The organism is Xanthomonas sp. LMG 12462 (genome assembly GCF_009192885.1).
Classification (GTDB): domain Bacteria; phylum Pseudomonadota; class Gammaproteobacteria; order Xanthomonadales; family Xanthomonadaceae; genus Xanthomonas_A; species Xanthomonas_A sontii.
This window is the reverse complement of the sequence record NZ_NMPP01000001.1, coordinates 82,039-106,740: the sequence shown is the minus strand read 5'-3', so window position 1 is coordinate 106,740 and position 24,702 is coordinate 82,039. Positions and strand designations below refer to the sequence as shown.

Genomic DNA, 24,702 nt, shown 5'->3' with positions numbered 1-24,702 from the left:
GGCGGCCGTCCGGTTTTGGGCGCCTTCACCGGCTTCGGGCATAATTACCGCTGAAACCTCCTTGCGCCTGCAGCCCCGGTTCCCGGGCGGCGCTCCCCCCTCTTGTACGGAAACCGCAACCCTATGACGCAGACAATCACGGTCATCCGTGGCGATGGCATCGGCCCGGAGATCATGGACGCCACGCTATTCGTGCTCGACGCGCTGAACGCCGGCCTCACCTACGAATACGCCGACGCGGGCCTGGTGGCGCTGGAGAAGCACGGCGACCTGCTGCCGGCCGCCACGCTGGAGTCGATCCGCAAGAACAAGGTGGCGCTGAAGAGCCCGCTGACCACGCCGGTGGGCGAGGGCTTCAGCTCGATCAACGTGGCCATGCGCCGCCAGTTCGACCTGTACGCCAACGTGCGTCCGGCCAAGTCGTTCCCGAATACCAAGTCGCGCTTCGGCGCCGGCGTGGACCTGATCACCGTGCGCGAGAACACCGAAGGCGCCTACCTGAGCGAAGGCCAGGAAGTGTCCGCCGACGGCGAGACCGCGCTGTCGATGGCCAAGGTGACCCGCAAGGGCTCCGAGCGCATCGTCCGCTACGCCTTCGACCTGGCCCGCGCGACCGGCCGCAAGAAGGTCACCGCGGTGCACAAGGCCAACATCATCAAGTCCACCTCGGGCCTGTTCCTGAAGGTGGCGCGCGACGTGGCGGCGAACTACCCGGAGATCGAATTCCAGGAAATGATCGTCGACAACGCGTGCATGCAGTTGGTGATGCGCCCGGAGCAGTTCGACATCATCGTCACCACCAACCTGTTCGGCGACATCCTGTCGGACCTGTGCGCCGGCCTGGTCGGCGGCCTGGGCCTGGCCCCGGGCGCCAACATCGGCGTGGACGCGGCGATCTTCGAAGCCGTGCACGGCTCGGCCCCGGACATCGCCGGGCAGGGCAAGGCCAACCCGTGCGCGCTGCTGCTGGGCGCGGCGCAGTTGCTGGACCACATCGGCCAGCCGCAGAACGCCGAGCGCCTGCGCAACGCCATCGTCGCCACGCTGGAAGCCAAGGACGGGCTGACCCCGGACCTGGGTGGCAGCGGCAACACCATGGGCTTCGCCAAGGCCATCGCCAGCCGACTCTGAGCGCGCCGGAAGATCGCAGAAAAAAGAAAGGGCGCCCCAGGGCGCCCTTTCTTTTGCTCGAAAACTTGTCTGAAGCCAAGCCAGCTCATCGATCAAGGGGAGTGCGCTTTTACGATTCCCCAATCCCGATTCCCGACTCCCGGCCTCAATTCCGCGACTGCAACTTCGACAGCAGGCGCAGGAACTCCACATACAGCCACACCAGGGTCACCATCAGGCCGAACGCGCCGTACCACTCCATGTACTTGGGTGCGCCCTGTTCGACGCCGCTCTCGATGAAGTCGAAGTCCAGCACCAGGTTCAGTGCCGCCACCACCACCACGAACAGACTGAACAGGATGCCGACCGTGCCGGAGGCGTGGATGTAGGGGATCTGGATGTTGAAGAAGCCCAGCACCATGGTCGCCAGGTACACCAGCGCGATGCCGCCGGTGGCCGCGACCACGCCCAGCTTGAAGTTCTCGGTGGCCTTGATCATGCCGCTGCGGTAGGCGAACAGCATCGCGAACAGGGTGCCGAAGGTCAGCAGCACGGCCTGCAGCACGATGCCGTTGAAGCGCACTTCGTACATCGCCGAGATCGATCCCAGGAAGAAGCCTTCCACCAGCGCGTACAGCGGCGCGGTGATGGGCGACCATTCCTTCTTGAAGATCGTGATCAGGGCCAGGATGAAGCCGCCGATCAGGCCGCCCAGCGCGTAGCCGGCCACGCCAGGAGCGATCATCGCGTTGCCCGCGGCATCGATCGAAACCGACTGGCTCCAGGCGAATACGGCGGTGAGCGCTGTCAGCATCAACAGGATGCCGGTCTTGTTGGCGGTGCCGTTCAGGGTCATCGCACCGCTGTCGCGCGCGACGACCGTGCCGTTGCCGGGCGAGACCACGTTGCCGCTGTGCAGATCGAGGAAGGTGGATTCCTTCAGGGCGGGGTTGCCGCTGCGAAGCATGCTGTTTTCTCCTTCAAAAATGGCTCTCGGCCGATGCCGATGGCAAGCCGTGAGCATAGCGCAGGCGATGTTGCGTGCATGCGACGTTGACAGCGGGCCGCAAGCTTCCCACAATAGCCGACCTTTCCGGCCTTGGCCGCGAGGGATGTTCCGCCGGGGTATAGCGCAGTCTGGTAGCGCGCCTGCTTTGGGAGCAGGATGTCGGGGGTTCGAATCCCTCTACCCCGACCAATCCGATGTCCAACGGCGGAAAGGAATGCGACAATCCAGCCAGGGCGCCCGTAGCTCAACTGGATAGAGCACCGGCCTTCTAAGCCGGCGGTTACAGGTTCGATTCCTGTCGGGCGCGCCACATGGCGCCGGGCAGGAGATGCAAGGTTTCAATGGTGGCTGTAGCTCAGTTGGTTAGAGTACTGGATTGTGATTCCAGATGTCGGGGGTTCGAGTCCCCTCAGCCACCCCATTGATCGCGTGACCCGATGCTTCGCGGGTGTTGCAATGAAGCAAAAAAGCACATAGAATGTGCGACTCAGTTTCAGGGCCGTTAGCTCAGTTGGTAGAGCAGTTGACTCTTAATCAATAGGTCCAAGGTTCGAATCCTTGACGGCCCACCAAAACAGAAGGCACCTGCTCCGGCAGGTGCCTTTTTCTTTGCCGGCCGGCCTGCAACAATGTGCCGGCAGGCGCCTTCGGGCGCCGCAGCGCGAAAGTGGCGGAATTGGTAGACGCCCTGGTTTTAGGTACCAGTGCCGCAAGGCGTAGGGGTTCGAGTCCCCTCTTTCGCACCATCCAGCCCCCGATGGCCCCTTGTGGCGATGGCGGGTTCGGCGTCGCCACGGCGGCCTCCCGGCCCTGCGCTGGCAGGCGCCGCGGGAATAGGCGAAACTATCCGGCTGCGGCGGCTGTCCCGTGCCCGCGCCAACCCGTACTTTTCTACATCGTGCCGAGAGCCGTGGGCTCCCGGTGGCAGGAGTCCACATGCAAGCTTCGATCGAAACCACCGGTACCCTGGAACGGCGTCTGACCTTCACCCTGCCGGAGGATCGCCTGGAAACTCATGTCGGCGGCCGCCTGCGCGAAGTCGCGCGCACCGCGCGGATCAAGGGCTTCCGTCCGGGCAAGATTCCGGCCAAGGTGATCGAGCAGCGGTTCGGGCCGCAGATCCGCGCCGAGGCGCTGGACGGCCTGCTGCGCGAGACCTTCGACTCGGCCGTGCGCGAGCACGAACTGCGCCTGGCCGGCAACCCGCGCATCGACCGTGCCGGCGACAACGAACTGCAGTTCGTGGCCACCTTCGAAGTGGTGCCGGACTTCGGCGATATCGACGTGTCCAAGCTGCAGGTGATCCGCCACACCGCCGAGGTCACCGACGCCGACATCGAGCAGATGATCGAGAACCTGCGCCTGCAGCGCCGCACCTGGCAGCCGGCCGCGCGTCCGGCGCAGGACGGCGACCTGGTGACCCTGGAGACCTGGTCGCAGGTCGGTGACGAACGTCTGCCGGCCGAGGGCGTGGAGAAGGGCAGCAGCGTGATCGGCTCGGGCGTCATGTTCCCGGCGATCGAGCAGGGCCTGGTCGGCCTGTCCAAGGACGAAGAGAAGACCCTGACCGTCGACTTCCCGGCCGACTGGCGCGTGCCGCAGTTCGCCGGCAAGCAGGTCCAGGTCCATGTGAAGGCGGTCGACGTCGCCGCGCCGGTGCTGCCGGAGGTGGACAAGGAGTTCATCAAGAGCTTCGGCGTGAAGAGCGGCGATGCCGAGCAGTTCCGCAAGGACATCCGCATCAACCTCGAGCGCGAGCTCAAGGGCGCGCTGATGAACCGCCTGCGTCGCGAAGTCGGCGAGCAGCTGATCGCCGCCTACGCCTCGGTCGAAATGCCGCCGCGCCTGGTCGAGAACGAAGCGCGCGCCATGCTGGCGCAGCAGGTCGAGCAGATGCGCCGTTCCGGCCGCGACCCGGGCCAGGTGCCGGACGACGCCCACCAGGGCTTCATGGACGCCGCGCGCAAGCGCGTGCTGGTCGGCCTGCTGGTCGGCGAGGTCGCCCGCCGCAACGAGCTGCGCCTGGACCCGAAGCGGGTCTCGGAGACGCTGCGCCTGATCGCCTCGACCTACGAAGAGCCCGAGCAGGTCATTGAGATGTACCGCAACGATCCCCAGTTGATGGGGGGACTGCAGAGCCGTGTGATGGAAGAGCAGGTGATCGACTGGATCGCCGAGCGCGCCCAGCACACCGAGCAGGCGATGTCATTCCAGGACGCGATCCGTCAATAAGACGACGCTCCGCCGCCGCGCGCATCCCGGCATGCGCGAGGCGGATCCTCGTTTCATCCCCGCGGCGGCGGGGCGCAACACGATGCGAAGCCCTGCACACCCCCGTGCAGGGACGGACCCCGAGCAGCAGGAGATCACCGCGTGGACAATGTGACCAAGGCCTTGAATCTGGTTCCGATGGTGGTCGAACAGACCAGCCGCGGCGAGCGCGCCTACGACATCTATTCGCGCCTGCTGAAGGAGCGCCTGATCTTCCTGGTCGGCCCGATCGACGACCACATGGCCAATGTGATCGTGGCTCAGCTGCTGTTCCTGGAAGCGGACAATCCGGAGAAGGACATCAGCATCTACATCAATTCGCCGGGTGGCGTGGTCACCGCCGGCATGGCGATCTACGACACCATGCAGTACATCAAGCCGGACGTGAGCACCATCTGCGTCGGCCAGGCCGCCTCGATGGGCGCGCTGCTGCTGGCGTCGGGCGCGGCTGGCAAGCGCTATGCGCTGCCGAACTCGCGGGTGATGATCCACCAGCCGCTGGGCGGCTTCCAGGGCCAGGCCACCGACATCGACATCCACGCCCGCGAGATCCTGACGCTGCGCGCGCGGCTGAACGAAATCCTGGCCAAGCACACCGGCCAGTCGCTGGAGACTATCGCCCGCGACACCGAGCGCGACAACTTCAAGAGCGCCGTCGACGCGCAGGCCTACGGCCTCGTCGACCAGGTGCTGGAGCGTCGTCCGGATGAGTCCATCCAGCCGGCATAAGGCTTGCATGTACTGCAAAACGCAGCGTATTCCGCAGGGCCGGGGTCGGGCTAGCGTCCTCCCGGCCCTGTGCTATTCTCGAAATCGAACCCCCGTTCATCGGGTGGGGTAACTGGGTAAGCGAAGCAATGAGCGAAGACCGGCAAGGCCGTTCCGGCGACAGCAACAAGATCCTGTACTGCTCGTTCTGCGGCAAGAGTCAACACGAGGTCCGTAAGCTGATCGCCGGGCCCAGCGTGTTCATCTGCGACGAATGCGTCGAGTTGTGCAACGACATCATCCGCGAGGAGCTCGAGGAGAAGGCGCAGTCGGCACGCAGCAGCCTGCCCAAGCCGCGCGAGATCCTGGAAGTGCTCGACCAGTACGTGATCGGCCAGCAGCGCGCCAAGCGCACGCTCGCCGTGGCCGTGTACAACCACTACAAGCGCATCGAGAGCCGGCAGAAGAACGACGAGGTCGAACTGGCCAAGTCCAACATCCTGCTGGTCGGTCCGACCGGTTCGGGCAAGACGCTGCTGGCCGAAACGCTGGCGCGCCTGCTCAACGTGCCGTTCACCATCGCCGATGCGACCACGCTGACCGAGGCCGGCTACGTCGGCGAAGACGTGGAAAACATCATCCAGAAGCTGCTGCAGAAGTGCGACTACGACGTCGACAAGGCGCAGCAGGGCATCGTCTACATCGACGAGATCGACAAGATCTCGCGCAAGAGCGAGAACCCGTCCATCACCCGCGACGTGTCCGGCGAAGGCGTGCAGCAGGCGCTGCTGAAGCTGATTGAAGGCACGGTCGCCTCGGTGCCGCCGCAGGGCGGGCGCAAGCATCCGCAGCAGGAATTCCTGCAGGTGGACACCAAGAACATCCTGTTCATCTGCGGCGGCGCGTTCGCCGGCCTGGACAAGGTGATCCAGCAGCGCTCCAACGACGCCGGCGGCATCGGCTTCGGTGCCAAGGTGAAGAGCTCCGAGCGCAAGCGCGAGGTCGGCAAGATCCTGGCCGATGTCGAGCCGGAAGACCTGATCAAGTTCGGCCTGATCCCCGAGTTCGTCGGCCGCCTGCCGGTGGTCGCCACGCTCGAGGAACTGGACGAGCCGGCGCTGATCAAGATCCTGACCGAGCCGAAGAACGCCATCACCAAGCAGTTCAAGAAGCTGTTCGAGATGGAAGGCGTGGAGCTGGAGTTCCGCCAGGACGCGCTGCTGGCCATCGCCAAGAAGGCGCTCAAGCGCAAGACCGGCGCGCGCGGCCTGCGCACCATCGTCGAGTCGGTGCTGCTGGACACGATGTACGAGCTGCCGTCGCAGGAGAACGTCAGCAAGGTGGTGGTGGACGAGTCGGTGATCGAGCACAAGTCCGAGCCGTACCTGATCTACCAGACCCCGCCGGCGGCGCCGAAGGTTGCCTCCGCGGAGTGACCCGGGCGGGCGGTGCGCGGCGACCCCGTCGCGCGCCCCGTGCCTGCCGGTAAGTCGCTGAAACATAAAGGGGTTATGCGCTCCCCTTGCATCGTCCAGCCGATGGCCCCATAACGGGGCCATCGGCGTTTTTATGGCCGCCCGCATCGCGTTCCCGCCTCCCAAATCGGAATCCTCATGGCCCAGTCCCAATCCGAAGTCCTCGACCTGCCGGTCCTGCCGTTGCGCGACGTCGTGGTCTTCCCGCACATGGTCATCCCGCTGTTCGTCGGTCGCGACAAATCCATGCGCGCGCTCGAGCACGCGATGGAGGCCGACAAGCGCATCCTGCTGGTCGCGCAGAAGTCCGCCGAGACCGACGACCCGGCGGCGGCCGACCTGTACAACGTCGGCACGCTGGCGCAGGTGCTGCAACTGCTGAAGCTGCCCGACGGCACCATCAAGGTGCTGGTCGAGGGCCTGTCGCGGGTCAGCGTCGACAAGGTCGCCGAGCGCGACGGCGCGCTCCAGGGCGAAGGCCGCGAGATCGACGCCGCCGAATCGCGCGAGGAGCGCGAAGTCGAGGCGATCGCGCGCTCGCTGATGTCGCTGTTCGAGCAGTACGTCAAGACCAACCGCAAGCTGCCGCCGGAGCTGCTGCAGACCCTGTCCGGCATCGACGAGCCCGGCCGCCTGGCCGATACCATCGCCGCGCACATCGGCGTGCGCCTGGCCGACAAGCAGCGCCTGCTGGAAACCCTGGAAGTGGGCGAGCGCCTGGAGATGCTGGTCGGCCTGGTCGATGGCGAGATCGACGTGCAGCAGCTGGAGAAGCGCATCCGCGGCCGGGTCAAGTCGCAGATGGAGAAGAGCCAGCGCGAGTACTACCTCAACGAGCAGATGAAGGCGATCCAGAAGGAACTGGGCGACCTCGACGACGCGCCGGGCGAGCTGGAGGAACTGGCGCGCAAGATCGCCGAGGCCGGCATGCCCAAGCCGGTCGAGACCAAGGCCAAGGCCGAACTCAACAAGCTCAAGCAGATGTCGCCGATGTCGGCCGAAGCCGCGGTGGTGCGCAACTACCTCGACTGGCTGCTGGGCGTGCCGTGGAAGAAGCGCAGCAAGGTGCGCAAGGACCTGAAGGTCGCGCAGGAAACCCTCGACGCCGATCACTACGGCCTGGAGAAGGTCAAGGACCGCATCCTCGAGTACCTGGCGGTGCAGTCGCGGGTGAAGCAGATGAAGGGGCCGATCCTGTGCCTGGTCGGGCCGCCGGGCGTGGGCAAGACCTCGCTGGGCCAGTCCATCGCCAAGGCGACCAACCGCAAGTTCGTGCGCATGTCGCTGGGCGGCGTGCGCGACGAGGCGGAGATCCGCGGCCATCGCCGGACCTACGTCGGTTCGATGCCGGGTCGCATCGTGCAGAACCTCAACAAGGTCGGCAGCAAGAACCCGCTGTTCGTGCTCGACGAGATCGACAAGATGTCGATGGATTTCCGCGGCGATCCGTCCTCGGCGCTGCTGGAAGTGCTCGACCCCGAGCAGAACAACGCCTTCAACGACCACTACCTGGAAGTGGACCTGGACCTGTCCGAAGTGATGTTCGTGGCGACCTCCAATTCGCTGAACATCCCCGGCCCGTTGCTGGACCGCATGGAAGTGATCCGCATCCCCGGCTACACCGAGGACGAGAAGCTCAACATCGCCGCACGCTACCTGGTGCCCAAGCAGCTCAAGGCCAATGGCCTGAAGCAGGACGAGCTGGAGATCGGTGCCGACGCGATCCGCGACATCGTGCGCTACTACACGCGCGAATCCGGCGTGCGCAACCTCGAGCGCGAAGTGGCCAAGATCTGCCGCAAGGTGGTCAAGGAGATCGCCCTGGCCGGTCCGCAGCCGGCCGCCCCGGCGAAGAAGGCCGCAGCGAAGAAGGGCGCCGCGCGCAAGGACAAGGCGCGCGTCAGCGTCGGCTCGAAGAACCTGGACAAGTACCTGGGCGTGCGCCGCTACGACTTCGGTCGCGCCGAGGAGCAGAACGAGATCGGCCTGGTGACCGGCCTGGCCTGGACCGAGGTCGGCGGCGATCTGCTGCAGATCGAATCGACCCTGGTCCCGGGCAAGGGCGCGGTGATCCTGACCGGCCAGCTCGGCGACGTGATGAAGGAATCGGCGTCGGCCGCGTTGTCGGTGGTGCGTTCGCGCGCCGAGCGGCTCGGCATCGAGGCGGACTTCCTGCAGAAGCACGACGTGCACCTGCACGTGCCGGACGGCGCCACGCCGAAGGACGGCCCCAGCGCCGGCATCGCGATGGTGACCTCGCTGGTGTCGATGCTGACCAAGGTGCCGGTCAAGTCGGAGGTGGCGATGACCGGCGAGATCACCCTGCGTGGCCGCGTCTCGGCGATCGGCGGGCTCAAGGAGAAGCTGCTGGCCGCATTGCGCGGCGGCATCCGCACCGTGCTGATCCCCGAGGAGAACCGCAAGGATCTGGCCGACATTCCGGAGAACGTCACCCGCGATCTGAAGATCGTGCCGGTGAAGTGGATCGACGAAGTGCTGGATCTGGCACTGGAGCGTCCGCTCGCGCCCAAGCCCGCCGCCGACGCCGAACAGGCGCCGTCGCGGCGCAAGCAGAAAGCATCCTCGAACCCGCGCGTCAAGCACTGACGCGCGCTGAACCGCACCCGCGCAAACGGCTCAAACCCGCGCCGTTGTTGGCTTTTCGGCTTGCGCGGGTATGGGCCCGCTGGTATAAATGCAGCGCTTGCGAGCACCGCGAACGGGCGTGCTTGGTAGTGCAAAACATATCCATCGGGGTCTCGCCCAGGCGAGGCAGGCCACGCCGACACCCGATCCTCAATCCGCGGTCTTCTGCCGCACATGGAGTCATCAAGAAATGAATAAAGCCGAACTGAACGACGCGATCGCCGCTGCCGCCGATATCTCCAAGGCCGAAGCCGGTCGTGCCATCGACGCCTTCGTGTCGGAAGTGACCAAGGCCCTGAAGAAGGGCGACAGCGTCACGCTCGTGGGCTTCGGCACCTTCCAGGTGCGCGACCGTGCCGAGCGCACCGGCCGCAACCCGAAGACCGGCGACTCCATCAAGATCGCGGCGTCGAAGAATCCGACGTTCAAGGCTGGTAAAGCGCTGAAGGATGCCGTAAACTAATCGACTCGCTAGGGTGCTTAGCTCAGCGGTAGAGCGTCTCCTTTACACGGAGAGGGTCGGGGGTTCGAAACCCTCAGCACCCACCAGAGCACCAAGCGACAGGTTTCAAAAGCGGAGTGGTAGTTCAGTCGGTTAGAATGCTGGCCTGTCACGCCGGAGGTCGCGGGTTCGAGTCCCGTCCACTCCGCCAGTTGTACCGAAGCCCCCGAGCGATCGGGGATTTCGTTTCTCGCAGTCGCCGCCACGCGCCAGCGTTGGCCCGGCCGCTGCGGGAAAGCGGGCCTCGCGCCCGCCTCCGTTCAAACGCGGAGTGGTAGTTCAGTCGGTTAGAATGCTGGCCTGTCACGCCGGAGGTCGCGGGTTCGAGTCCCGTCCACTCCGCCATTTGTACGCGAAACCCCCGAGCGATCGGGGGTTTCTTTTTTCCGCAGTGCGCTGCTTTTGGTCCTCGATGCGCTCCGGATTCGCCGCCTTGACGCATGAGCGGCGCGGGTTGCCGGGCCGCCGATTCTGCCGCAAGGCGTGAAGCGGGTTAAACTGCGCGGCTCGCCAATAGGCCGTCGGTTCCCAATGCTGCAGAAACTTCGCGAAAAGACCTCGGGCTGGATCGCCACCGCGATCATCGGTCTGTTGATGATTCCGTTCCTGTTCGTCATCGACAACAGCTACCTCGGTGGCGTCGGTGCCAACAATGTCGCCAAGGTGCAGGCGCCGCCGTCGTGGTGGTCGTCGGCGCCGTCGTGGTGGCCGGTGTCGCTGCTGTGGCAGCACCACGAAGTGAGCACGGAGCAGTTCCGTACCCGCTTCGAGCAGGCGCGCATCCAGGCGCGCGAACAGCAGGGCGAGAACTTCGATCCGCGCGCGTTCGAAAGCATCGACAACAAGCGCAAGCTGCTCGATCAGCTGATCGACGAGCAGGTGGCGAAGTTGTCGGCAGAGCGCGCCGGTGTGGTCATCGGCGATGCCGCGGTGCGCGATTACATCAGCTCCATGCCTGCGTTCCAGAACGACGGCAAGTTCGATCCGGAGCGCTACCGCCTGGCCCTGGCCTCGGGTACGCCGCCGCGTACGCCGACCATGTTCCAGCAACTGGTGCGCGACGCGCTGCAGCAGTCGGTGATTCCTTCCGGCATCGCCGAATCGGCGTTCGCCACCAAGCCGGAAACCGAGCGCCTGCTGAAGATGCTGGGCGAGACCCGCGACGTGGAGATGGCGCTGTTGCCGGAGATGCCGGCCGACACCGCGCCGGTCAGCGACGCGCAGGTGCAGCAGTGGTACGACTCGCACAAGTCGGACTTCAAGCAGCCGGAAACCGTGACGATCGAGTACGTCGACCTCAACGCGGCCAGCCTGCCGCCGGTCAAGCCGGCCGACGAGGCGACGCTGCGCAAGCGCTACGACGACGAGAAGGCGCGCTTCGTCGAGCCCGATCAGCGGCTGGCTTCGCACATCCTGATCAGCGCCGGCAAGGACGCGGCCTCGCAGAAGGCGGCCGAGGCCAAGGCGGCCAAGCTGGCGGCCGAAGCCAAGCAGCCTGGCGCCGATTTCGCCGCGCTGGCCCGCGCCAACTCCGACGATCCCGGTTCCAAGAACGCCGGCGGCGATCTGGGCTGGGTGGAGAAGGGCGTGATGGTGAAGCCGTTCGAGGACGCGCTGTTCGCGATGAAGCCCGGCGAGATCGTCGGCCCGATCAAGAGCGAATTCGGCTATCACGTGATCCAGCTGCGCCAGGTCAAGGGCGGCGAAGGCAAGTCGTTCGAGCAGGTGCGCGACCAGCTCGCCAGCGAGCAGTTGAAGGCCGACAGCGAGAAGGCCTTCAGCGACCTGAGCGGCAAGCTGGTGGACCTGGTCTACAAGAACCCGACCGCGCTGGCTTCGGCGGCGAAGGAAGTGGGCCTGCCGGTGCAGACGCTGGGGCCGTTCTCGCGCGCCACCGCCAGCGGCATCGCCGCACAGCCGGCGGTGCTGCGCGCCGCGTTCTCCGACACCCTGGTGCAGGACGGCACGGTCAGCGACCCGATCAACCTGGGGCCGAACCACAGCGTGCTGATCCGCGTGACCCAGCACCAGCCGGAACAGATCCAGCCGCTGGCCAAGGTGCATGAGCAGGTCGTGGCCGCCGTGCATGCCGACCGCACCGCCAAGGCGGCCGCTGCCAAGGCCGATGCGCTGCTGGAGCGTTTGCGCAAGGGCGAGACCCTGCAGGCCCTGGCCGGCGCGGAGAAGCTGCAGATCAACCCGATGCCGGGTCTGCCGCGCAACGTGCCGATGCCGAGCGCGCAGGCCAGCCAGGCGATCTTCAGCGCGCCGCAGCCGGCCGACGGCAAGCCCTCGGTGGGCAAGGTCGAGCTGCCTGCCGTGCCGGGCGCCGTGGGCAAGCGCTATGCGCTGTTTGCGGTCACCAAGGTGACGCCGGGCGACCTGAGCAAGGTGCCGGCCGAGCAGCAGACCATGTTCCAGCAGCAACTGGCGCGGATCGAAGGCGAGGCCGATGCCAAGGCCTACGTCGATGCTATGCGCAAGCACTTCAAGATCAGCGTGCAGGAATCGCAGCTGTAACCGCTGCTTCGACAGCGCAAATCGGCATGCAACAGGCCCGGCATTGCCGGGCCTGTTGCGTTTCAGGGGCGTGGTTTATCGGCATGTGCGATTTGCTGTGGGGGAGGAGGCGCGCAACGTTGATGCAAGTGTGGATGTGCGCCTGCCGATGGCCGGCATGCCTTCAGTGGCGCGAATGGGCGGCAAGCGCGTTACGTCGCTACCTTGGCCGGCGCGATGCGCTGTCCCTGCTGGCGGCCATCGAAACAGCGCCTGTTGCCGATGGCGCGTGCGCGCAGTTGCGCTAGCTGCTGGACGTGGCGATACGCCTGCCTTCCAGGCGCTCATGCTGATCGTAGGTGCCCATCGGGCCGGGGAAACGGGTGGTCATCCCCGCGGAGTGCACATCCGCGGACGTTGCAGCATGGGCCGGAGCTCGTCCCGCCGCAGCGGGAGCGCGATCAGTCCTCGTAGCTCAGCACCATGCCGGGACGCAGCACGCTGCGCGCGGACAGGCCGTTCTTCATCAGCAGCGCCTGCACGGTGATGCCGTAGCGCTTGGCGATGTTCCAGGCGGTGTCGCCGTCGCGCACGGTGTGCGTGTGGCGGGAGCGTGCGCCGGCGCGCTTGGCACGGTCCGGCGCGGGAGTGTCGTCGGCGCTGGCCACGGTGGCGGCGACCGGGGTGTCGTCCTGCGCCGGCGGCGCGGTGTCCTGGGCCAGCACGGGGCCGCCCAGACTGCGCGGCGCCAGCACCGGCAGCGCGCGCTTGGTGCTGCGGCCACTGCCCAGGGCCGGGTTCAGCCGGGCGAGCTGATTGCCCTGCAGCGCCTGGCGCCGTGCCCATTCGTCCAGTGCCATGCCGGCGGGCAGGGTCTGCGCCTGCAGGATCGGCACGTCGCGGTCCAGCGAGGCCATCCATTCGTCGCGGGTCTGCGCCTGTTCGAGCACGCAGGCCAACGCATGCAGTTTCTCGACGTAGGCGTAGGTGACCGAGGACAGCCCGGGCAGCTTGTCCGGCTGCGCGTTCTGCGCGTTCATGCCGGCGCGGCGCATCGACTGCAGCACGCGGTATTCGCCGGCGTTGTAGGCCATGATCGCCAGGCGCCAGTCGCCGCCGAACATGCCGTGCAGGGTCTTCAGATAGCGCACTGCGGCGCGGGTGGAGTCCACCGCGGACAGGCGGCCGTCGTAGCCGTTCTCCAGCGGGACATCGTGGTTGCGCGCGGTACCGGGGATGAACTGCCACAGGCCGGCGGGGCCGCTGCTGTTGCGCGCGGCCGGGCGGTAGCCGCTCTCCACGAACGGGATCAGCGCGAATTCGGTCGGCAGGTTGGCCGCACGCAGTTCGTCGACCACGTAGCCGAACAGCGGCAGCACGTCCTCGTCCTCGTCGGCCAGCCGCGACGGCGCGCGAGAGAATTGCTGCTGCCAGCGCGCGTCGGTGGCGCCGGCGTCGCAGCGCGCGTCGGCCAGGCCGTCGCGGAAGCGGGCGAGGATGTCGTGCCCGTTACGGGTGGTCGGCGGCGGCAGTGCCGCCGCGTCCGTCGGCAGGCCGTTCAGGCCCGCCACGGTCTGCTCGAGTGCCGCCGCAAGCGGGGTCGCGGCCGCCGCGGGGGGCGCCGCCGACGCTATCGCCAGCGTCAGCGCCGCCGTCAACGCCAGCGCCCTCATGCGCGGAAATCGTCTTTCCAGCGCCTCAATTCGGCGAAGACTTCCACTTCGTCGGACACCCCCCGGCCGAGCCGGGCGCCGATCGCCTGCTGGATCGCCGCCGAAGCGGTGCGCAGGAACGGATTGGTCGCCAGTTCGCTGGCGAGCGTGACGGGAACGGTGGGGCGGGCAGCGTGACGCATGGCCTGGGCTTCCTGATGGCGCTGCCGCAGGGCAGCGTTGGTGGGATCGACCGTGACGGCGAATGCCGCATTGGCCAAGGTGTATTCGTGTCCGCAGCAGACCAGCGTCTGCCCCGGGAGGGCGGACAGGCGCTGCAGCGAACCCAACATCTGGGAGGGCGTACCTTCGAACATGCGCCCACAGCCCAGGCTGAACAGCGTATCGCCGCTGAACAGATGACCCTCGCCGACGTAGGCCAAATGCGAGCGGGTATGGCCGGGGACGGCCAGGGTATCGAACTGCCAGTCCAGCACCTTCACGACGTCGCCATCTCCGACCCGCTCGCACGAAAATCCGGCAATGCGGGGGTCGTCCGGCGCGTACACCGGCAGATCCGGCCAGCGTTCGCGCAAGGCGACGACGCCACCGATATGGTCGTCGTGGTGATGGGTGAGCAGGATGGCGGCGGGTTGCAGCCCTTGGGCCGCGGCCTCCAGCACCGGCTCGGCCTGGCCTGGATCGACCAGCAACGCACGCCCGTCGTCCGTGGCGATCGCCCAGATGTAGTTATCCTGGAATGCGGGCAGGGCGATCAGTCGCATAGAATTGGCACCATGCCTGCCGTGTCGCTCCCTCGTCAAGCCAACGTCTCATCCTGGTTTGATACTGCCGGGGCGCAGGCGTTGCTGCAGGCCGAGCAGCCGCTGATCCTCGACGCCTTGCTCAAGCGCCCCGCGCAACCCTGGCTGTGGCTGGCCCCGGTGCCGCTACCGCCCCCCGCGCGCGAGCTGCCGGGGCGGGGCGTGCGCCTGCACCGCAGCGCCTGCGGCTACGCCGGCGACCTGGTGTGCACGCTGCCACTGCCGCTGCCGTCGGAAAGCGTCAACGCCATCGTCCTGCAGCACGTGCTCGCCGCCGACGCGGCGGCGCTGCTGGAGGAATGCGAGCGCATCCTGATGCCGGGCGGCCGCGTGTGGCTGTTCGCGCTCAATGCGGTGAGCCCGTACCGGCTGCGCTGGCGCCGCCAGGGCCTGGTGGCGCGTCCGCCAGGTAGCTGGCGCGGCCTGCTCGAACAGGTCGGCCTGCCGTGCGTGGAGCAACTGCGCTATCTCGGGCCGGTGTGGCCGACCCGCGGCGGCGTCGGCCCGGCCACCTCCACCGCGCCGCTGCGCGCGGTCTGCCTGCTGCAGGCGGAAAAACGCACCGCCGCCGGCATCGGCCCCATTCCGTTGCGCACGCCGGTCCGCTGGCGCGGCTCGGTCGCTTCCATCTGAACACGGAGTTTCATGAAGACTGTCGACATCCATACCGATGGCGCCTGCCTCGGCAATCCCGGCCCCGGCGGCTGGGCCGCGCTGCTGCGCTACAAGGGACTGGAGCGCGAGGTGGCCGGCGCAGAGGCGCACACCACCAACAACCGCATGGAGCTGATGGCCGCGATCATGGCGCTGGAGACGCTCAACGAGCCGTGCCAGATCGTGCTGCACACCGACTCGCAGTACGTGCGCCAGGGCATCACCGAATGGATGCCGGGCTGGGTGCGCCGGCAGTGGAAGACCGCCGGCGGCGATCCGGTCAAGAACCGCGATCTGTGGGAGCGGCTGCATGCGGCCGCGCAGCGGCATACGATCGACTGGCGCTGGGTCAAGGGCCACAACGGCGATCCGGACAACGAGCGGGTCGACCAGCTGGCGCGCAACCAGGCCCTGCACGTGCGCGCCGGCGGCGCCGCCGTCGCGACCTGATCTTGTCCTCCTTTTCCGCTGCGAGTCCCATGCGTCAGATCATCCTCGATACCGAAACCACCGGCCTGGAATGGAAGAAGGGCAACCGTGTCGTCGAAATCGGCGCGGTGGAACTGCTCGAACGCCGCCCCAGCGGGCGCAACTTCCATCGCTACCTGCGCCCGGACTGCGATTTCGAACCCGGCGCGCAGGAAGTCACCGGCCTGACCCTGGATTTCCTTGCCGACAAGCCGGAATTCCACGAGGTGGTCGACGAATTCCTGGAGTTCATCGATGGCGCCGAGCTGATCATCCACAACGCCTCGTTCGACCTGGGCTTTCTGGACTACGAACTGTCGCGGCTGGGCGAGTCCTACGGCCGCATCCTCGATCGCGCCACGGTGATCGACACCCTGCTGCTGGCGCGCGAGCGCTTTCCGGGTCAGCGCAATTCGCTGGACGCGCTGTGCAAGCGGCTGGGCGTGGACAACTCGCACCGGCAACTGCACGGCGCGCTGCTCGATGCGCAGATCCTCAGCGACGTGTACATCGCGCTGACCTCCGGTCAGGAGGAGATCGGTTTCGCCCTGGCCGAGGACGGCGCCGCGCATGCGGCGGCGCAGGGGCCGGCATTCGACATGACCATGCTGCTGCCGCGGCCGCGGGTGTTGCCGACGGCCTCGGAACTGGAAGCGCACCAGGCGCGGCTGGAAAAGCTGCGCAAGAAGGCCGGCCGCGCGCTGTGGGACGACGCCGAACCGGTCGTGGCGGACGCGGTGGCCGGCTGAAGGGCGCTCGAATGGCGATGAGACGTCTGTTGTAGGAGCGGCGTCAGCCGCGACGGGGCGTTCCCGGTAAAGCCCGGTCGCGGCTGCAACTGCTCCTGCAGGGCAGCCTGGCCGGCTTGAGCGTGAAGAATGCAGTATCCAGCGGTGCCCCGACGTGGCTTGCGCGGCCGGAGCGGCGGCCGCGCCGCACCGAATTCAGTGACAGCGCACCAGGATCGCGGTGATGTTGTCCGAGCCGCCTTCGTCGAGCGCGGCGGCGACCAGCATGTCCACGCACTCCTGCGCGCTGCAGTCGTCGTGGCCCAGCGCGTTGGCCAGGCCGGCATCGTCCACTTCCTCGGTGAGCCCGTCGCTGCACAGCAGCAGGCGCATGCCCGGGCGCAGCTCGCCAGTCATCGTCGCCACGTTCAGGTGCTGCGGATCGGTGACGCCCAGTGCCTGGGTGACCACGTTGCGGTGCGGATGCGCGCGCGCCTGTTCGGCGGTGAGCGCGCCCTGCGCGATCAGTTCCTGCACGTAGCTGTGGTCCTGGCTGAGCTGGGCCAGCTTGCCGTCGCGCCACAGGTAGGCGCGGCTGTCGCCGACCCAGGCGACCTCGAAGCGGTTGCCCTGGACCCGCGCCGCCACCACCGTGGTGCCCATCGGCAGGGTGTCGTTGCGGCGCTGCGAGGCGCGGATGATCTCCTCGTCGGCGATGCGGATGGCCTGCGCCAGGGCGGTGCCGCCGCGCACTTCGCGCACGATGGCCTCGCGCGCCAGGGCGCTGGCGACCTCGCCGCAGGCGTGGCCGCCCATGCCGTCGGCCACCAGCCACAACCCCAGTTCGTGGTCGCCGTAGTAGGTGTCCTCGTTGAGGTCGCGGCGCAGGCCGACGTGGGTGAGATGTCCGAATTCGATCATTGCGCGCCTGCGGCCGGCCGGTGTTTTCTGGGGTCGACGGGCATCATCGCGGTCGCGCGCGGATCAGGCAATCGCCGCGCGCGGCACGCAGCAGGCGGGGTTCATCGCCCCGCGGCGCCGGGGCGCTTGCGGGGGCTCGGCGCCTGGCCGCTTGTCCGCGCGCGGCGGGGACCGTATGATGCACGCCCCCGGTCCGCCGGGGACCACCCGGGAAGGTGGCAGAGTGGTTGAATGTACCTGACTCGAAATCAGGCAGGCGTTTATAGCGCCTCGGGGGTTCGAATCCCCCCCTTCCCGCCAGTTTCATCGCGCGCGCACCCTCCAGCGGTCGCAGAGTGTGATCGGTGCAGGAGTGGGGGGTGAGAAGCCCCGCGGGTTCGACCCATCGGCGACAGCCGATGCGCACGGCGCAGCCGCCCGCAGGGCGAGGTGCAGCATGCACCGAGTGCATCCCCCCTTCCCGCCAGTTTCGCATGAGGCCCCGTCAGGGGCCTTTTGCTTTTTGGCGCTCGCGACAGTGTGCCGACGCTGGCTTAAGGCGTCGCCGTTACACTCTTCCTTCTCCTGTTTTTGGTGTCTGCCATGTCCGAAATCCTGGTGCCCGTGTCCTTCGGCGAATTGCTCGACAAGATCGCCATCCTGCAGATCAAGTCCGAGCGCATCGAAGATCCGGGCAAGCTGGCCAATGTGCGTGCCGAACTGTCGGCACTGGAAAAGACCTGGATGGCGCATCCGGCGGCCGGCGGCGACGTGGCGCGCCTGCGCGCGGAACTGAAGGCGGTCAACGAGCGCCTGTGGGTGATCGAGGACGAGATCCGGATCAAGGAGAAGGCGCAGGCCTTCGACGAGGAGTTCATCAAGCTGGCGCGCAGCGTGTACTACGAAAACGACGAACGCGCGCGGCTCAAGAAGGAAATCAACCTGGCTCTGGGGTCCAGCTACGTGGAAGAGAAGTCCTACCAGGACTACCGCAACGCCTCGGCGTGAGGGCAGAGTTCCGGGAGGCGTTGCCGCCTCCCGGAACGCGCCGCACCTCAGTTGCGTGCGACCACCAGTCCGATCAGGCGCCGCACCAGCGGCAGCACCAGCAGCAGGGTGGGGAAGGCCACCAGCCAGGACAGCGCCCAGGCGCCGAGCCAGAGCGTGCCGACGCCGGGCGCCAGCCCGACGCTGCGCAGGGTGCTGATCATCGAGACGATGCAGGTCATCAGCACCGACAGCAGCAGCGGGGTCACCCAGGCGGCATGGCGCGGGGACAGCTTGCGGGAAAACAGCGGGGAACGTGACATTGCGGACTCTCCGTAAGCCGGTCGATCGAAGGCGCCACCCGCCAACGGCCTGCCAGGCCTGGGCGGGAAACAGCCCCGGACGGATCCGGCGCAGTTGGCGCGTTGATTGACGTAAACGCTTACGGCGGCTCCTGCGGGCCGGGTCGGCGGCAGGACGCGCAGCGATGGTAGAGCGGCGCCGCGGGCGCCGCAACCGGGCTCAGTGACCGTGGTCGGCGCGATAGCGCTCGAATGCGGCGATCGCATCGTCCACCGCGATGAGTTCCATCACCCCGTCGAACTCGATCTTGCTGCCCCACTTCAACTGCGCGGCCGGCTTGCCCAGGTACTTGCGCGCGGCGTCGTCGTACTTGTCCACGCAGTAGCGGATGTCCGAATACGGGCCGCTGCGGCGCGGGTTGCTGGCCGCGTGCAGGCCCAGCACCTTGGTCCCCATCGCGTTGGCGATGTGCATGGGGCCGGAGTCGGGTGTCATCACCAATGCGGCGCGCTGCAGCAGCGCCGGCAGTTGCTTGAGCGTGTCGCGGCCGACCAGGTCGAGCACCGGCGTGCGCGCCGCCGCGACGATGGCGTCGGCGGTGCTGCGCTCCAGGTCGCTGCGGCCGCCGCACAGCACCACCCGCCAGCCCTGCGCGGCGGCATGGTCGGCCACCGCGGCGTAGCGCTCGGCATACCAGTTGCGACGCTGATGGCTGGAGCAAGGTGAGATCAGCAGCGCCGGACGGCCGTCCTCGGGCCATTGCGCGCGTGCCCAGGCGTGGGCGTCCTCCGGCACCGGCAGGTCCCAGCGCACTTCGGTCTGGCGCAGCCCTAGCGGCTCGCAGAAGCTGCCGATCGCCTCCAGCACGTGGATGCCGGGGCGGTCGGGGATGCGTTCGTTGACGAACAGGCCGTGCAGGTCCTTGGAGCGGCTGCGGTCGTAGCCGATGCGGCGGCGCGCCGGCACGAACGCCGACAGCACGTTGGCGCGCAACGCCACCTGCATCTGCAGCAGCGCGTCGAAGCCTTGCGCCGGCAGGGCGCGGCGCAAGGCGCGCATGCCGGCCAGGCCGCTGCGCTTGTCGTACGGGTGGAAGACCACGCCCGGCAGGCCGTCGAGCAGCTTGTGCCCGGCCTTGTCGATGATCCAGTGCAACGCCGGCGCCTGCGGCCAGGCGCGTTGCAGGGTCCGTACCAGCGGCACCACGTGGGTCACGTCCCCCAGCGCCGACAGGCGCAACAGGCACAGCGAAGGGAGCGTTGCCGGCATGGTGTTGTTAGACTCGCTGGATGGTTGCATTCGACGCCACCGAAGCGCTGACGCCGTACCGCGAGGGCCGCGGCTACGGGGCCATTCTGTTCGACCGCGAACGACTGCGGCAAGCCGAACCGGCGCTGTTCTCCGCCGCCGCCTGGGGCGAACGTGCGCGCCCGGTGGATGCCGGCGGCCGCGGCGGCGCCTGGTTCGTCGATGCCCCGTTCGGCAGCTGCGTGTTGCGCCAGTACCGCCGCGGCGGGCTGGTCGCCAAGCTGGTCCGCGACCGCTACCTGTGGACCGGTGCCGACCGCACCCGCAGCTTCGCCGAGTTCCGGCTGATGCGTGCGCTGATCGCGCGCAAGCTGCCGGTACCGCGGCCATTGGCGGCCTGTTATCTGCGCCAGGGGCTGCGTTACCGTGCGGCGATTCTGATGGAGCGGCTGGAGGGTGTGCGCTCGCTGGCCGAGCGCGCGCATCTGGCCGGCCGCGGCGCGCCGTGGGAGGAGGCGGGGCGGCTGATCGCGCGCTTCCATCGCGCCGGCCTCGATCACGCCGACCTCAACGCGCAGAACATCCTGTTCGACGGCAACGGCCGCGGCTGGCTGATCGACTTCGACCGCGGCGTGCTGCGCATTCCTGCCACCCGCTGGCGCGAGCGCAACCTCAAGCGGCTGCGTCGTTCGCTGCTGAAACTGCGCGGCGAGCGCAGCGTCGATGCGGTGGAGAAGGACTACGCGCGCCTGCGCCGCGCCTACGACCTGGCCTGGGAGCGCGGCTGCTGATGACGGACTGGGCACTGCGTTTCCAGGGCGTGGGCAATGCCTCGGCGGTGGCGCTGGGCTCGCCGATGGCCACCATCGAGCGTGATGGCCGGCCGTGGCTGAGCATCGACTGCGGCGGGGAGGGGCTGACCGCCTATCAGGCGCACTACGGCGCGATGCCGCAGGCCTTGTTCGTCACCCACGTGCATCTGGACCACGTCGCCGGCTTCGAGCGGCTGTTCGTGGACAGCTATTTCTCCGCGCGCCGCGGCAAGGTGCGGCTGTATGTGCCGGCCACGGTGGTGCCGCTGCTGCACCGCCGCGTGGCCGACTATCCGAACGTGCTGGCCGAGGGCGGCGCCAACTTCTGGGATGCGTTCCAGCTGATCGCAGTGGGCGATGCGTTCTGGCACGAGGGCGTGCGCCTGGAGGTGTTCCCGGTGCGCCACCACTGGCCGGAGACCGCCTACGGCCTGCGCCTGCAGGGCGCGCTGGTGTGGAGCGGGGACACCCGGCCGATCCCGGAAATGCTGAACCGGTATGCCGACGACGGCGAACTGGTCGCCCACGACTGCGGTCTTCACGGCAACCCGTCGCATACTGGGGTCGACGACCTGGAGCGGGAATACCCCGCCGAGCTGCTGCAACGGACCATGCTCTACCACTACGCCAGCGACGACGATGCCGAGGCCCTGCGCGCCCGCGGCCACCGCGTGGCGCGCCCGGGCGAATGCGTGGCGCTGGCCGCGCCGCGCGCGCCGCAGGTACCGGCGGGATGAGCGCGCTGCCGCGCCCGCCGTTCGCGTCGGCGACGCCGGCGGACCGGCGCGGGCGGCCGTTGCGCGACCTGCGCCTGTCGGTGATCGAGGCCTGCAACTTCCGCTGCGGCTACTGCATGCCTGCCGACAAGGTGCCGGACGATTACGGCTTCGACGCCGCTTCGCGGCTGTCGTTCGCGCAATTGGAGACGGTGGCCCGTGCCTTCGTCCGCAACGGCGTCAACAAGCTGCGCCTGACCGGCGGCGAACCGCTGCTGCGCCGCGATCTGCCCGAGTTGGTGCGGCGGCTGGCGCGCATCCCCGGCGTGGACGATCTGGCCATGACCACCAACGGCGCGCTGCTGGCGCGGCATGCGCAGGCCTTGCGCGAGGCCGGCCTGCGCCGGGTCACGGTCAGCCTGGATGCGATCGAGCCGGCGGTGTTCCGGAAGTTGTCCGGCGACCGTGGCGAGATCGCGCAGGTGCTGGAGGGCATCGACGCGGCGGTCGCGGCCGGGCTGGGGCCGGTCAAGCTCAATTGCGTGGTCCAGCGCGGCATCAACGACGACCAGGTGCTGCCGTTGCTGGCGCATTTCCGCGGCAGTGGCCACGTGCTGCGCTTCATCGAATACATGGACGTCGGCACCTGCAACGCCTGGCGCCGCGAGCGGGTGGTGCCTGCTGCCGAACTGCGCGACCGCATCGCCGCGCGCTGGCCGCTGCAGGCGCTGGCGCCGCACTACCCGGGCGAGGTCGCCGCGCGCTATGCGTTCGCCGATGGCGGCGGCGAGATTGGCTTCGTGACCTCGGTCAGTGCGCCGTTCTGCGGCGATTGCCACCGCGCCCGGGTCTCGGCCGACGGCCATCTCTACACCTGCCTGTTCGCGGGCGAGGGCACCGATTTGCGGCCGGCGCTGGCGGGGGGCGAGGAGGCGCTGGCCGAACGCGTGCGTGCGCTGTGGGAACGCCGCGACGATCGCTACAGCGAACTGCGCGGCGCGGCGACCGCCACGCGCGGCAAGCACGTCGAAATGTTCCTGATCGGCGGTTGAGCGATGGACGCCGCCATGCAACGCGCGCTGGTCGCGCTGGAACTGGAATTGCTGGAACCGGCGGTGCGTGCCTCAGCGGCGCGCGTGGCGGAACTGCTCGACGACGCCTTCGTCGAGTTCGGTGCCTCCGGCCGCTGCTTCGACAAGCCGGCGGTGCTGCAGGCGTTACCGGCTGAGTCGGGCGCATTTCGCTACCGTGCATTCGACATCGATGTGCAGCTGCTGGAACCGGAGTTGGCGCACCTGCGCTATCGCAGCGAGCGCAGCGGCGGTGGCGAACCGCTGCGACAGGTGCTGCGCAGTTCGCTTTGGCGGTATCGCGACGGCCAATGGCGCATGCTGTTCCACCAAGGCACGCCGATCCCCGGCGGCGCTTGAAGATCGCGCCGTGGGAGCGGCAGCGCAATCCATGACCAAGAAGACCTCCGCCACGTCCGCGCGCGCCGCCGCGCCGACGCTGACCCATCTGGATCCGCAGGGATTGCCGACCATGGTCGACGTCTCCGCCAAGGCCGCCACCGCGCGTGTGGCGGTGGCGGAGGCGCAGGTGCGCTTTCCCGCGGCCGTGGCCGCGCAGTTGCGCGCCGACGCGTTGCGCAGCGCCAAGGGCGGCATCGTCGACACCGCGGTGATCGCCGGCACGATGGCGGTCAAGCGCACCCACGAACTGATTCCGTTCTGCCATCCGTTGCCGATCGACGGCTGCCGCTTCGCCATCGACTGGCGCTCGCCGCAGGTGCTGGGCATCGAATGCACGGTGCGCACCGTGCACCGCACCGGCGTGGAGATGGAGGCACTGACCGGCGCCAGCGTCGCCGCGCTGACCGTCTACGACATGTGCAAGGCGCTGACCCACGCGATGACCATCGGCCCGGTGCGGCTGGTCGGCAAGCGTGGCGGCAAGCGCGACGTCGGGAGCGTGGCATGAGCGTCCAGGTGAGCGTGCTGTACTTCGCCAGCCTGCGCGAGGCCGCGGGCCTGGAACGCGAACAGGTGCATACCGATGCGCCGAACCTGCGCGCGCTGTATGCCGAACTCGACGCGCGCCATGGCCTGCGCTGGCCGCTGGATCGCTTGCGGGTGGCGGTGGACAGCGCCTTCGTCGGCTGGGACGAGGCGGTGCGCGACGGCAGCGAAGTGGTGTTCATCCCGCCGGTTTCGGGAGGCTGAGCCATGTCCACCGAACCGCGTTTCCGGCTGGCCGACCACCCGCTCGACATCGCCACGCTGCGCGCCCCGCTGGCGCACGCCCAGGCAGGCGCCTATGCCAGCTTCGAAGGCTGGGTGCGCGACCACAACGACGGCCGCGCGGTCGACGGCCTGCACTACGAGGCCTACGCCGCACTGGCCGAGGCCGAAGGCCAACGCATCGTCGACGAGGCCCTGGCCCGCTTCGCCATCCTCGACCTGCGCTGCGTGCACCGCGTCGGCGAACTGGCGATCGGCGACCTAGCGGTGTGGGTCGGTGTGGTCGCCGCGCACCGCGGCGCGGCGTTCGACGCCTGCCGTTACGTCATCGACGAGGTCAAGGCGCGCGTGCCGATCTGGAAGCGCGAACGCTATCGCGAGGGCGACGCGGGGTGGCTGCATCCGGAGACGCAGGTGTCGCAACCCGAGTAGCGGCGCGCGCGACCAGGCGTCGATCGTGTCTTCGTAGAGGAGGGTGGTAACCCCGCCGGCTGACCTCGGCGCCCGCGTCGATCGATACCGTTGCTGCCTTCCGGCCCTGGCGGGGTTTTCGACCTAGCGTCGCGAGGGGCCGACGGGGCCACCATAGAGACGAAACCGCGCCGTGGCGCGGTCTTCTCCTCATCGAAACGCGCTACTTGCGGCAGAGCGTTTCAGCGGGGAGGTGCATTCGGAGTTGCCGAAGAAGTAGGCACGCTGCCCAGTCCCTCAATTCCAGACGCGGCAGAGCGTTCTTTGTCCCGCACTGCCGCGCGCATTGTAGCTGGTTGGTCTAGCTCCAGGCTAGTCTGCGCTGCGGTTGACCGGCCGCGCAGTGGGATGGGGCGACGAGGGGCAGAACTCGCCTCCTACCCGGTTCTCCTACCCTGTTCGAACGCGGGTGTTCGATCAAAGAGGCAGGCGCCTGATTGGCGCCTGCCCTTCATTCCGCGGCCTACCTATGTACGATC

The 24,702-nt window shown here is 68.0% G+C and carries 24 protein-coding genes, 9 tRNA genes and 1 other RNA gene; 27 read left to right on the top strand and 7 right to left on the bottom strand.

The window, feature by feature from the left end; all coding sequences use genetic code 11:
- Positions 1–123: 123 nt before the first annotated feature.
- The gene (locus tag CEK69_RS00525) at positions 124–1,131 is read left to right on the top strand and encodes an isocitrate dehydrogenase (RefSeq protein WP_017907834.1); all 1,008 of its coding nucleotides are present in this window, start codon (positions 124–126) and stop codon (positions 1,129–1,131) included.
- Positions 1,132–1,276: 145 nt separating this feature from the next.
- On the opposite strand, the gene CEK69_RS00520 is transcribed toward CEK69_RS00525, so the two are convergent.
- The gene (locus CEK69_RS00520) at positions 1,277–2,077 is read right to left on the bottom strand and encodes a Bax inhibitor-1/YccA family protein (RefSeq protein ID WP_152243154.1); all 801 of its coding nucleotides are present in this window, start codon (positions 2,075–2,077) and stop codon (positions 1,277–1,279) included.
- 154 nt (positions 2,078–2,231) lie between these two features.
- Here CEK69_RS00520 and CEK69_RS00515 point away from each other — a divergent pair.
- From CEK69_RS00515 to CEK69_RS00450, 14 genes are all read left to right on the top strand, one after another.
- Positions 2,232–2,308, top strand: a tRNA-Pro gene (locus CEK69_RS00515).
- Between the two features lie 44 nt (positions 2,309–2,352).
- Positions 2,353–2,429 (top strand) — tRNA-Arg (locus CEK69_RS00510).
- A gap of 34 nt (positions 2,430–2,463) precedes the next feature.
- Positions 2,464–2,540, top strand: a tRNA-His gene (locus tag CEK69_RS00505).
- Between the two features lie 75 nt (positions 2,541–2,615).
- Positions 2,616–2,691, top strand: a tRNA-Lys gene (locus CEK69_RS00500).
- A gap of 89 nt (positions 2,692–2,780) precedes the next feature.
- Positions 2,781–2,865: transfer RNA gene (locus CEK69_RS00495), tRNA-Leu, on the top strand.
- A gap of 190 nt (positions 2,866–3,055) precedes the next feature.
- Entirely contained in the window at positions 3,056–4,351 is a 1,296-nt protein-coding gene (gene tig, locus CEK69_RS00490) for a trigger factor (RefSeq protein ID WP_148828565.1), read from the top strand.
- Between the two features lie 141 nt (positions 4,352–4,492).
- Positions 4,493–5,119 (top strand): ATP-dependent Clp endopeptidase proteolytic subunit ClpP, encoded by a 627-nt coding sequence (gene clpP / locus CEK69_RS00485; RefSeq protein WP_017907831.1) that lies wholly within the window; start codon positions 4,493–4,495, stop codon positions 5,117–5,119.
- Between the two features lie 128 nt (positions 5,120–5,247).
- On the top strand, positions 5,248–6,534 hold the full coding sequence (gene clpX, locus CEK69_RS00480; protein WP_017907830.1) for an ATP-dependent Clp protease ATP-binding subunit ClpX: 1,287 nt from the start codon (positions 5,248–5,250) through the stop codon (positions 6,532–6,534).
- Positions 6,535–6,711: 177 nt separating this feature from the next.
- Positions 6,712–9,180: an endopeptidase La gene (lon, locus tag CEK69_RS00475; RefSeq protein ID WP_148828566.1), complete on the top strand. Its 2,469-nt coding sequence runs from the start codon at positions 6,712–6,714 to the stop codon at positions 9,178–9,180.
- Positions 9,181–9,268: 88 nt separating this feature from the next.
- Positions 9,269–9,682 carry an HU family DNA-binding protein gene (locus CEK69_RS00470; protein ID WP_157835168.1) on the top strand — a complete coding sequence of 138 codons (414 nt, stop codon included), beginning with the start codon at positions 9,269–9,271 and terminating at the stop codon, positions 9,680–9,682.
- 11 nt (positions 9,683–9,693) lie between these two features.
- Positions 9,694–9,768, top strand: a tRNA-Val gene (locus tag CEK69_RS00465).
- A gap of 27 nt (positions 9,769–9,795) precedes the next feature.
- A tRNA-Asp gene (locus tag CEK69_RS00460) sits at positions 9,796–9,872 on the top strand.
- A 117-nt stretch (positions 9,873–9,989) separates the two neighbouring features.
- A tRNA-Asp gene (locus CEK69_RS00455) sits at positions 9,990–10,066 on the top strand.
- Between the two features lie 186 nt (positions 10,067–10,252).
- Positions 10,253–12,241: a peptidylprolyl isomerase gene (locus CEK69_RS00450; protein WP_152243152.1), complete on the top strand. Its 1,989-nt coding sequence runs from the start codon at positions 10,253–10,255 to the stop codon at positions 12,239–12,241.
- 440 nt (positions 12,242–12,681) lie between these two features.
- Here the strand turns inward: CEK69_RS00450 and CEK69_RS00445 are convergent, their stop codons facing one another.
- Together CEK69_RS00445 and gloB are read right to left on the bottom strand one after the other, a co-directional pair.
- Complete coding sequence (locus CEK69_RS00445) at positions 12,682–13,893, bottom strand: lytic transglycosylase domain-containing protein (protein WP_152243150.1); 1,212 nt, start codon at positions 13,891–13,893, stop codon at positions 12,682–12,684.
- On the bottom strand, positions 13,890–14,657 hold the full coding sequence (gene gloB, locus CEK69_RS00440; RefSeq protein ID WP_152243148.1) for a hydroxyacylglutathione hydrolase: 768 nt from the start codon (positions 14,655–14,657) through the stop codon (positions 13,890–13,892). The genes CEK69_RS00445 and gloB overlap by 4 nt, the downstream gene beginning before the upstream one ends.
- Positions 14,658–14,669: 12 nt before the next feature.
- Between gloB and CEK69_RS00435 the strand changes: the two genes are divergently transcribed.
- Genes CEK69_RS00435 through dnaQ form a run of 3 tightly spaced genes read left to right on the top strand, consistent with a single transcriptional unit; the run spans position 14,670 to position 16,567 of the window.
- Entirely contained in the window at positions 14,670–15,329 is a 660-nt protein-coding gene (locus CEK69_RS00435) for a hypothetical protein (RefSeq protein ID WP_193313845.1), read from the top strand.
- A 12-nt stretch (positions 15,330–15,341) separates the two neighbouring features.
- Entirely contained in the window at positions 15,342–15,800 is a 459-nt protein-coding gene (gene rnhA, locus CEK69_RS00430) for a ribonuclease HI (RefSeq protein WP_017907823.1), read from the top strand.
- Positions 15,801–15,829: 29 nt separating this feature from the next.
- The gene (dnaQ, locus tag CEK69_RS00425; protein WP_017907822.1) at positions 15,830–16,567 is read left to right on the top strand and encodes a DNA polymerase III subunit epsilon; all 738 of its coding nucleotides are present in this window, start codon (positions 15,830–15,832) and stop codon (positions 16,565–16,567) included.
- 195 nt (positions 16,568–16,762) lie between these two features.
- Here the strand turns inward: dnaQ and CEK69_RS00420 are convergent, their stop codons facing one another.
- Positions 16,763–17,467 (bottom strand): protein phosphatase 2C domain-containing protein, encoded by a 705-nt coding sequence (locus tag CEK69_RS00420; protein ID WP_017907821.1) that lies wholly within the window; start codon positions 17,465–17,467, stop codon positions 16,763–16,765.
- A 209-nt stretch (positions 17,468–17,676) separates the two neighbouring features.
- On the opposite strand from CEK69_RS00420, the gene CEK69_RS00415 reads away from it, so the two are divergent.
- Positions 17,677–17,767: transfer RNA gene (locus tag CEK69_RS00415), tRNA-Ser, on the top strand.
- A 282-nt stretch (positions 17,768–18,049) separates the two neighbouring features.
- Positions 18,050–18,454 (top strand): DUF6165 family protein, encoded by a 405-nt coding sequence (locus tag CEK69_RS00410; RefSeq protein ID WP_017907820.1) that lies wholly within the window; start codon positions 18,050–18,052, stop codon positions 18,452–18,454.
- 47 nt (positions 18,455–18,501) lie between these two features.
- Here the strand turns inward: CEK69_RS00410 and CEK69_RS00405 are convergent, their stop codons facing one another.
- Both CEK69_RS00405 and CEK69_RS00400 read right to left on the bottom strand, forming a co-directional pair.
- Positions 18,502–18,756 carry a DUF2798 domain-containing protein gene (locus CEK69_RS00405; protein WP_152243146.1) on the bottom strand — a complete coding sequence of 85 codons (255 nt, stop codon included), beginning with the start codon at positions 18,754–18,756 and terminating at the stop codon, positions 18,502–18,504.
- A gap of 199 nt (positions 18,757–18,955) precedes the next feature.
- Complete coding sequence (locus CEK69_RS00400; RefSeq protein WP_152243144.1) at positions 18,956–20,005, bottom strand: glycosyltransferase family 9 protein; 1,050 nt, start codon at positions 20,003–20,005, stop codon at positions 18,956–18,958.
- A gap of 20 nt (positions 20,006–20,025) precedes the next feature.
- On the opposite strand from CEK69_RS00400, the gene CEK69_RS00395 reads away from it, so the two are divergent.
- Genes CEK69_RS00395 through CEK69_RS00365 form a run of 7 tightly spaced genes read left to right on the top strand, consistent with a single transcriptional unit; the run spans position 20,026 to position 24,184 of the window.
- Positions 20,026–20,775 (top strand): 3-deoxy-D-manno-octulosonic acid kinase, encoded by a 750-nt coding sequence (locus tag CEK69_RS00395; RefSeq protein ID WP_017914809.1) that lies wholly within the window; start codon positions 20,026–20,028, stop codon positions 20,773–20,775.
- Entirely contained in the window at positions 20,775–21,533 is a 759-nt protein-coding gene (locus CEK69_RS00390) for an MBL fold metallo-hydrolase (RefSeq protein ID WP_152243142.1), read from the top strand. The genes CEK69_RS00395 and CEK69_RS00390 overlap by 1 nt, the downstream gene beginning before the upstream one ends.
- Positions 21,530–22,564, top strand: coding sequence for a GTP 3',8-cyclase MoaA (gene moaA, locus CEK69_RS00385; protein ID WP_152243140.1), 1,035 nt, complete (start codon positions 21,530–21,532; stop codon positions 22,562–22,564). The genes CEK69_RS00390 and moaA overlap by 4 nt, the downstream gene beginning before the upstream one ends.
- 3 nt (positions 22,565–22,567) lie before the next feature.
- Positions 22,568–22,942 carry a nuclear transport factor 2 family protein gene (locus tag CEK69_RS00380; RefSeq protein ID WP_152243138.1) on the top strand — a complete coding sequence of 125 codons (375 nt, stop codon included), beginning with the start codon at positions 22,568–22,570 and terminating at the stop codon, positions 22,940–22,942.
- Positions 22,943–22,973: 31 nt separating this feature from the next.
- Positions 22,974–23,492: a cyclic pyranopterin monophosphate synthase MoaC gene (moaC, locus tag CEK69_RS00375; protein WP_152243136.1), complete on the top strand. Its 519-nt coding sequence runs from the start codon at positions 22,974–22,976 to the stop codon at positions 23,490–23,492.
- Entirely contained in the window at positions 23,489–23,734 is a 246-nt protein-coding gene (locus CEK69_RS00370; RefSeq protein ID WP_017908887.1) for a MoaD/ThiS family protein, read from the top strand. Before moaC ends, CEK69_RS00370 begins: the two co-directional genes overlap by 4 nt.
- A 3-nt stretch (positions 23,735–23,737) precedes the next feature.
- Positions 23,738–24,184, top strand: a complete 447-nt coding sequence (locus CEK69_RS00365) for a molybdenum cofactor biosynthesis protein MoaE (protein ID WP_152243134.1) — start codon at positions 23,738–23,740, stop codon at positions 24,182–24,184.
- 49 nt (positions 24,185–24,233) lie between these two features.
- Here the strand turns inward: CEK69_RS00365 and ffs are convergent.
- Positions 24,234–24,330: signal recognition particle sRNA small type (gene ffs / locus CEK69_RS00360), an RNA gene on the bottom strand.
- Positions 24,331–24,702 lie beyond the last annotated feature (372 nt).